Source organism: Thalassolituus sp. UBA2009 (genome assembly GCF_002335285.1).
Classification (GTDB): domain Bacteria; phylum Pseudomonadota; class Gammaproteobacteria; order Pseudomonadales; family Oceanobacteraceae; genus Venatoribacter; species Venatoribacter alkanivorans.
Genome location: NZ_DDCJ01000158.1, coordinates 46,033 through 48,120 on the forward strand (window position 1 = coordinate 46,033; position 2,088 = coordinate 48,120).

A 2,088-nucleotide genomic window follows, 5' to 3' on the forward strand; every position below is an offset into this window, starting at 1 on the left:
CTCCATCAGCACAATGGCGCCATCTTCCGGACAGTTCGGCAGCACCAGTACAAACAAATCATCGGCCAGACGGAATATTTCATCTCCGGCACGGATCTGGCGCTGAGTGCGTTCTACAAAACGTGGCAGAAACTGCGACATCACCCGGTTGCCGTGAATATCAATCAGCTGACGGTAATCATCAATCACCAGTCCGATCAGGCTGACACTGTGACGGGTCGATTCACTGCGGGCAATCTCGCGGGTCAGGGCATGAAAAAAGTGTCTGCGGTTATAGGCGCCGGAAGTCTGATCGGTCAGCGCCAGACGTTTCAGCGACCAGCCTTTTAACAGCGTTAAATAGGCAAAACACCAGGCAGAGCCGAGCAGCAATGAATAATTGGTGCCGGTACGCAGCGCCAGCATAAAACCATGATCAAGCCACAGCAGCAGCGTCATCAGAACCGCGACCACCACATTAAATACGGTGGCCGGATACAGCGGCAGACAAAAATAACTGAACAGTGGTAAGGCATATAAATAATGCGTCATCAGCTGCGGGTACTGCGGCAACTGATACAGCGCCAGTCCGGCCAGGGTAAAAATCAGCGGATAATTGACCCAGGAGAAGCTGTCACGGTCGCGGTTGATATAAATAAAAATGGCGCTGAATACAAACGCCGGGATGGCTATAGCGTTACTCAGCACCAACGGGTACAACCCCTGCCGGTACTGGTCGTACATCAGAATGCCAATGGCGACCGATGCCAGTAAATACACCACGGCCTGAAGTCTTGGCAGCAATTCGTCCTGTGATAAGTCAGCCAGCATGTAATGTCTCCATAACCCGGCGGATCAGACTGTGAGCATCGTCATCCGGTTGATAGGCCTCCACATGCACCGGCAGTTCTTTCAGTGCGGCAAACTTTTTATCGGCCATACAGCCCAGCAGCTGGGCTTTCAGCTCTTCAGAATCCTGCGGATCACTGTGCGGCATAACAATCACAAAATCATCGGTATTCAGGCGGTAACAGGCATCGTATTTACGCAGACACTTGCGCAGTTTATTACCGAGATAACTCAGGCGCTGTTCATAATCTTCCACTTTCAGACTGTGCCAGGCCTCTGGTGTTGCCACCGCCATTAACATCAGGCTGCTGCGCTGACGGTCGGCACGGGTCATTTCTTTATTCAGATCCAGATACAACTGATGTTCGTTATAGACCTGCGTCAGCGGATCGGTATTCACAATCTCGGTCAGGGCACGGTTATTACGTTCGTTAATCAGTGCATACATCACCGAGAAGGTGTAACAGGCAGCGTAGGTAAACAGCATCTGCAAACGGCTGTAATTATCAAAGTCTTCCAGTACCAGTAATACCAGCACCGCGCTGTACGCGAGGGTAATGTAGCTTGCCAGACGGAAGGGAAACAAAAAGTAGGTGTACACCGGCACAAAATAAATCCAGTGCGCGACCTGTGCACTCTGATGCATACCAAACAGGGTAAACACCGATAACAGCCCCACCAGAACCCACTCCGGGTACGGCGAAGAACGCTGCTTACGGCGCAGTAGCAGGTAACCGGCATAAATCACCAGCGCCAGCGAAAAACCGGCGGCAATCATGGCGAACTGTTTTTTATCTTCGAGCAGATCCAGGGCGGCAATAATGCTCAACCCCAAAGCCGCCAGCAGGCAATAAAGGACTTTAACCTGCAGCACGACCAGGCTGTGAAACTGCGTTTTTTCCATAACCGAGAGAATCCGTAGCTGAAATTACTGCACCGCAGAGGCTGCGGACGCTTTCATTGTAGTTGTTGGTGTATACTAGCGCACTTTCTCCCGCTACAGACTGTTCAGGTGTGATCGATGGATGTAATCGAATACATGCAGACCCTGGGTCAGAATGCCCGCCAGGCCTCCCGAGCCATGGCCCGTGCGTCGACTCAGGACAAAAATAAGGCGCTGCTGGCCATTGCCGACGCCATTACCGCCCAACGCGATGCCATCAAGGCCGCCAACCAGCGTGATATGCAGCGCGGCCGCGACAATGGCCTTGAGGCTGCCCTGCTCGATCGTCTGGAACTGACCGACGAGCGTATCGATAC

At 52.5% G+C, this 2,088-nt stretch carries 2 protein-coding genes and 1 pseudogene; 1 reads left to right on the forward strand and 2 read right to left on the reverse strand.

The annotated features are described in order from the left end of the window. Both B3P58_RS19715 and B3P58_RS19720 read right to left on the reverse strand, forming a co-directional pair. Positions 1–810, reverse strand: an 810-nt coding sequence (locus B3P58_RS19715; RefSeq protein WP_286719985.1) for a GGDEF domain-containing protein, incomplete at its 3' end; no start/stop codon positions are given. After that, on the reverse strand, positions 800–1,732 hold the full coding sequence (locus B3P58_RS19720) for a GGDEF domain-containing protein (RefSeq protein WP_145469747.1): 933 nt from the start codon (positions 1,730–1,732) through the stop codon (positions 800–802). The genes B3P58_RS19720 and B3P58_RS19715, both read right to left, overlap by 11 nt. 117 nt (positions 1,733–1,849) lie before the next feature. Between B3P58_RS19720 and B3P58_RS19725 the strand changes: the two are divergent. Next, a pseudogene (locus B3P58_RS19725) lies at positions 1,850–2,088 on the forward strand (gamma-glutamyl-phosphate reductase); the annotation flags it as partial.

Bases quoted from the DNA above. Each gene is read 5' to 3' on its own strand.
- B3P58_RS19720 (WP_145469747.1), bottom strand. From the start codon at position 1,732: ATGGAAAAAACGCAGTTTCACAGCCTGGTCGTGCTGCAGGTTAAAGTC.